The 5,847-nt window shown below is 52.0% G+C and carries 6 protein-coding genes; 3 read left to right on the top strand and 3 right to left on the bottom strand.

Going from position 1 to position 5,847, the window contains the following annotated elements; all coding sequences use genetic code 11:
* Positions 1-164: 164 nt before the first annotated feature.
* Complete coding sequence (locus MHX65_RS11350) at positions 165-1,025, top strand: RNA helicase domain-containing protein (protein ID WP_239270161.1); 861 nt, start codon at positions 165-167, stop codon at positions 1,023-1,025.
* 648 nt (positions 1,026-1,673) lie between these two features.
* On the opposite strand, the gene MHX65_RS11345 is transcribed toward MHX65_RS11350, so the two are convergent.
* From MHX65_RS11345 to MHX65_RS11335, 3 genes are all read right to left on the bottom strand, one after another.
* Positions 1,674-2,123, bottom strand: a complete 450-nt coding sequence (locus MHX65_RS11345; RefSeq protein ID WP_239270160.1) for a hypothetical protein — start codon at positions 2,121-2,123, stop codon at positions 1,674-1,676.
* A 524-nt stretch (positions 2,124-2,647) separates the two neighbouring features.
* Positions 2,648-2,998: a hypothetical protein gene (locus MHX65_RS11340; protein WP_239270159.1), complete on the bottom strand. Its 351-nt coding sequence runs from the start codon at positions 2,996-2,998 to the stop codon at positions 2,648-2,650.
* 14 nt (positions 2,999-3,012) lie between these two features.
* Complete coding sequence (locus MHX65_RS11335) at positions 3,013-3,513, bottom strand: helix-turn-helix transcriptional regulator (RefSeq protein ID WP_239270158.1); 501 nt, start codon at positions 3,511-3,513, stop codon at positions 3,013-3,015.
* 755 nt (positions 3,514-4,268) lie between these two features.
* Here MHX65_RS11335 and MHX65_RS11330 point away from each other — a divergent pair.
* Positions 4,269-4,475, top strand: coding sequence for a hypothetical protein (locus MHX65_RS11330; protein WP_239270157.1), 207 nt, complete (start codon positions 4,269-4,271; stop codon positions 4,473-4,475).
* A complete protein-coding gene (locus MHX65_RS11325) occupies positions 4,462-5,550 on the top strand; it encodes an FtsK/SpoIIIE domain-containing protein (protein WP_239270156.1) in 1,089 nt (362 codons plus the stop codon). The genes MHX65_RS11330 and MHX65_RS11325 overlap by 14 nt, the downstream gene beginning before the upstream one ends.
* Positions 5,551-5,847 lie beyond the last annotated feature (297 nt).

Here is a 5,847-nt window from a genome sequence, read left to right as displayed (position 1 = left end):
TGCCGCCGCGGCAGCAGATAGGTGCCGGTTAGTGTTACCCCGGCACCTCTGTAGCATGTATCAGACCAGCTCAGAAAGGGTATTCAGGTGAAGTAATGCGTAGCACACGTTGTAGCAAGACTACGCAGTCACGGTCATGGATGGCCACAGTATCGGCAGAGAAGATGACTCGAAAGGAGATAGAAGAAGCACTAGCCTCATACAACTACCTAGGACAGCTCGAAGAAGGCGAAGAAGACGGATACCGCCACTGGCAGCTAATTATCGACGGCGGACAATCCCCTATTAGGTTTTCCACGCTCAAAAGAAGACTCCCAAGCGCTCATTTGGAGCCTCGCAGTGGTCCAATACAACAGGCCATTAACTATGTCACCAAAAAAGAAACCCGCATCATTGATGAACCAAGGTTAGAGCACGGGACAATTCGTCACTGTGACGAGACGGGGCGCCGCAAAGATGTTGAGATAGTCCGCGAAGCAATCCTTGAAAAAGGGCTTTCTGCCGACGAAGTCTTCCTTCAAGTCCCCGAATCCAATCGCATGACCGCAATGGTAGAAAAACTCGTCGCTGCGCGAGACCGCTCCCGCCACACTAAGCCCCGTAAAATGGAGGTCATCTGGCTCTACGGGCCACCCGGAACAGGGAAAACCAGTCTCGCTGTAGAGATGGGAGGCACAAGCTATTATCGAGTGACCGACTACCAGAACCCTTTCGATGCATACTCCGGAGAAGAAGTACTAGTCCTCGACGAATTCGACGGCGAAATGCGGCTTAGCACTCTCCTCAATGTCCTGGATATCTGGCCTATGATGCTCCCCGCCCGCTACGCTGACCGCGTCGCCGCCTACAACCAAGTAGTGCTCGTCTCTAACGAAGCGCCCTGTTCCTTCTACTCGTGGGCCTCAGTATCTCGGCGACAAGCCCTCGCTCGACGCATCAATACGATTATGTATGTAGACGCTAGCGGCGCTCACGACGCCATCGACCACCTAAGCAGATTCAACGAACCCACCGTAACTGTCTAGGTAACGTCTTGAGCCCCTTCCTGAGGGAGGGCTCAGAGGGAGCGCCGTGCCTCTTGTCGCTGAAAACAGCGATAAAAAGGCACGTATACAAGGAAAATTAGACTCTTCGACTCTTCCGTCGGTCAGGACGTCGGTCGCTTATACGTGGCTACAGTCATTACCTCTGTAGCCCCGGCGGCATGTGTGCGTATCTCTTGGCTAAGCTCAGCTATATTGCTTAACGACCGTAGTCCCAGGCTCGGCGGGCCTTTTCACCCAAGCCTCACGGTCTTGGGGAGCACCTGGCGGATACGCACGCGCGAAAAGAAGCCAGGCTCTAACCCTGTACTCTCTGCCCGGTAAAAAGCGAGGAACTTCTATTGATTCGGGAAACCATCCCACGCGGATTTGTGAATCTCTCCGCGCGTCTAACTAGACACACACACGATGTGCAAGTAGACTGACTATTGAATTGTTACAGCACGAAAAACCCTAGCTCATCAGAGCTAGGGTTTTTCATATGCCACGCCGAATGTTACTTTAAAAATATGTGCTCGGCCGCACAGATTGAATTTAAAATTTCATATTTCTGATGCTGGAATGTTCGAAGTGAAAAGAACTATAAAATTATTTTTCCAACCATCTAGCACACCACGTGCCTGTGCGTGATTAGCACAAAATTACTCTGTCTATGCCTCCAAAGGGATTGTAGCGCAATTTTACCCCCTTCTTTTCTCCGGCTTTAACATCATTGCATTCAGAATCCCTGTCGAAAGCCATTATCACTTTTATTCGCAGATCATGGCCACAATTATTTTCTACTTGGATAGAATAAAAACCCTTATGTACGCTGACGCACATGGGTGCAAGATTTTCATCTGCACTATAAGTTGTCAGATCCGACGTTTTTACTCGAAAATTATCGTCTGAAGAAAGAGAAGAGATTTCGAGAGGGTTTCTTGAAGAAAAAGTTTGTCCGGAAGACAGGATAGTCTCGTCTCCCGGGGACAACGTCTCAGGATCGGTATCAGTTTCATCTGCCTGTGCAAATGGAACAGGGAACAAAAGAAATAGCGCTGCCAGAAGAGGTACTAGCTTTTTTCTAGAAGACAATTTCACTTAAAAATCCCTTACTGTACGTGTACTTTAAACAGCTTGGTGTGCCTACCGGTATTTATGTCAATCACATACCCACCAGACGTACTTTCCGTACGGAAGTTCATAGTTGCTCCATCTGAAAGAGTCCTTCTGGAGGGGATAGCGGAGTTTCCGTTCAAAATAGCTTCACCGTTTGTTGCTCCGCACCACAGTCTCCATACTGCTTCATCATTTGGAACAGACCACACACGTCCTTTTCTTCGGTAGAAACTGTCTAGATAGCTGCGGAGTTCATCAAAGTCATCATATCGAGTGGGATAGTTATTTCCTGGACATTCCCTGTATTCCTGGGCATGTGCAGCGGGAAGTTCTACTGGGGGTACTAGCAATAAGGCGCTGATAATGGCAGCACATACTGGTAAAGACGGGGTATTCCTGAGACTTGGCTTAAACATTGTTTCTTACGCGCTCCTCGTTGATTAGCATGTCATGCCAGCTTATAGTCGGCAACAGATAGGCTTAGCTCTTATGCAGGAGCAATATTTCTAGCTATAGACATCTTCTGTAGAGCGCAACCAGAAATCCATCATCGCTCCTATGGGATCTGCTGACGAAAAGATGGCCTCCGCTACATCGGAGGGGCTCCAGTTATCGGGGAGATCTATAAAACGACCTGCGAGTTTCCCGATAGTCACTGAAGGATACTCTTTGACGGCCTCAAGAATAGTTACGACGTCTTCGTAAGTAGCATGGAATGAATTTTTCCCATTGGCTGCAGTTGCATCGGCTATGCAAATCCAGTCATGAACTTCTTTCATGTCTTTCAAGAGATTATCAACTATCTTTTCAGGATTTGTTTCCATACTCATAAGCGTACTATTAATTTGATAGCTCACCTCAAGGTTTATCCTTAACCGCTTCGTAACCATTGGCTGAGGCGCTGTAGGGGGTTGTGTCTTTCTGTTGGGGGGTTCGTGGGCTTGGTTTCGGGTTCGGAGTGGGGGATTTCTTGGGTGGTGGTGAGTTGTTTTTGTGGGGTGTTTTCTAGTGCGTGGATAGTTGTTTTGAGGGCGTCGATGGTGTCCTGTTTGGCTTGGATGAGTTGTTGGGCCTGGTGCAGTTGTTGTTCGGCGTAGTGTGCGCGTTGTTTTTCTAGTTCTAGTGCGTGCACTAGATTTTGGTGGTCTTGTGTACTGGTTGCACTGGTGGGTTCTTCGGGGGTTTTGTGTGTGATGGTATCCAGTCGTCCGCTGTTGATGAGGTCGCCGATGGGGATGTACCAGGTGTCTTGTTTTTGCTGGGCTCGGGGGAATTCTCCGCGGGTTCTGGCGCGAGTGATGGTGGATTTGGCGACGCCGGTGAGCTTGGCTGCTTCGGCGATGGTAAGTAGCTGGTCGAGGTGATCGTCCATGTGTGCAATGGTAGTGGTGTAGTGCCGTGCACTAAGCGCACCACGCTGTTGCATGTGGTGCGCTGTGGTGGTGCACCAGGTGGTGCGGCGGGGTGTGTGGGGATATAGGGCGTGGTGTGTGGCTGCATGCTGGGGAAATAGCGAAAGCGAACATAATACCCGTTATCGGACAAGAGTCATCTGCAGTCAGAGCAATCAGCGCAGGTATGTTTCTGGGAAGTGGTAGAGATACGCTTCCAAATACCCCTATAGCCACGTTCACTCCACCCCCATACTAGGTCACTACATAGCAACAGCAATCATGCCCGTTGAGGGTGAATCCACCCCTAAGGGAATGCAGTATCCACCGGCTCTAGCTACATACGTGCTGGCAAATGGGTATTTGTACAGGCATGGAATGCGTAAACCCATACGTCACGCGGTATGGCGTGCCATACCATCCACGTGGAATTGTGTCAACACCGCTTCTTGCGGGAAGGTCTGAAATCTGCGTAGGGTCGAGAGTGTAAACGAAAAATGCCCTCCCGGATCAGCCTGCAAGCATCGACCGGGAGGGACTGACACCCCCACTGACGTGGGGAAGAAAGGACATTGCTATGCCCATAACTCCACCTTACCTCACTCCAGTTGGTCAGCTAACAGCTGGCGTGCGCGTGCGGACCGCCCCGGATTCCCCACGGGAGCGAGACGGACGCCCACAGACCAACCGATTTTTCCCAGGCTGCCTAGCATGGCCAATTGAGGTCAGCCTCGTTATGAGCGAGCGCACAGGAAGCGATGGAGCCGTAGAACGCGAAGTGAAGGCATCCCGCGTCACCGTATGGGCCCCGGAACGACCAAGCATCGGAGATGATGATCTCGTATCCTTCCAGGGGCTCATGGCTGGCGCAGTAGATGGGTTGGTATTCCTGCAGGCCACAGGCGTAGACCGCGTGGAGGAGGCCGCGCATGAGCTCCTCTAATAGAAATGACGAGCTGGAGCAGCTACGCACAGCGGCTGACAGCGCAGACGCTGCTCTTCTCAGGGCCCTGCCGTGGATAATCTTCCTGGCGGTGACAGCAGCTGGATGCTACCTTCTTTTCTCTGAGCTGCAGAAAAGGTGGTGGTTTCGCTCCAAGGCTGCGTATCGTACGCATACGTGTCGAGAGAAAATCAGCGAGCGCTTCGGGCTGACCATCAATCGTGTATCTCGCGATGGGAAAATCGTCATAGCTCCAGGAGAGTCTGAAAAATGGCAGCGGCGGGGTCTAGAGGCAGAGCTGGCTCAGCACCTAAGAACCCCGATAAGACTATCCGTAAAAGACGGATGCGTATCTATCAGGGACGCTGTAAAGACACCGGGATATCTCCCAGGCAGAGCTCGCTTTTCCGCGACCACGGGTGAGATTCTCATCGGCGTAGATACACAAACAGGAGAGCAAGCCCGCATCGCACTGAAAGAAAAATCTGGCTTCATTTTGGCTGGTAAGCCCGGAAGCGGGAAGTCAGTTTTCCTAAATCAGTTGATAATGGCGCTTATGACTCGCTCTGAGGTGGTCACCTTCGACGGTAAACGCGACGATCCAGAAAAGATTCTGGAAAAAGTTGAATTCCTCCAAGAGACCATGAAAAAGCGTCTCGAAAAAGGCATCGATTACTGGAAGGTCGATACCAAAGACCGCCCGAAGCTTCTTCTCCTGGTGCTCGATGAGGCCCAAGCATGGTTCTCACCAGCATCAACGTCAAAGCAGGACAAGACCGCTGCAGCAGAACGCGAGGCCCTTGTGCGTGATCTCGTCCAGAGAGGTAGAAGCGCTGGTGTGCTCGTCGTCCTAGCGACGCAGCGCATGACGGCCGATGTCATCCCAACAGGTATCAGGGATTTGTGCGGCGTGAAAATGGTCGGCCGCGTAACGCGTCCAGAAGATTCCCAGCTCGTGCTGGGTGTGCGCCCAGGAGAAGGGGAACCCGACCCTCTACGGGCCACGCCAGGACAGTTCGTCGTCGATGACGAGTGCCATCCGATGCGGATGGTGCAGGTCTACGGCCCGAAATAGGAGACTCTGGGAGATTCTGTAGCGGCAGAGCGTCCGGAGCCGGAGGCTCCCAGCGGGAGGAAGCCGGCGCAGGACGCGGCGCCGCGAAAGAAGACCCCAGAAAGCGCCCGATAGGGCGCCGGCCACTACCTAGAAACAGCGCATTAAGAACGATTTCTCAGTGGCAAGGCGGCGAATGCCGCCGCGGCAGCAGATAGGTGCCGGTTAGTGTTACCCCGGCACCTCTGTAGCATGTATCAGACCAGCTCAGAAAGGGTATTCAGGTGAAGTAATGCGTAGCACACGTTGTAGCAAGAC

Origin of the sequence: Corynebacterium sp. ACRPS, assembly GCF_022346005.1 — a bacterium.
Lineage (GTDB): Bacteria > Actinomycetota > Actinomycetes > Mycobacteriales > Mycobacteriaceae > Corynebacterium.
Note: the sequence above shows the minus strand (reverse complement) of the source record. Positions and strands in the feature narration are given on the sequence as shown.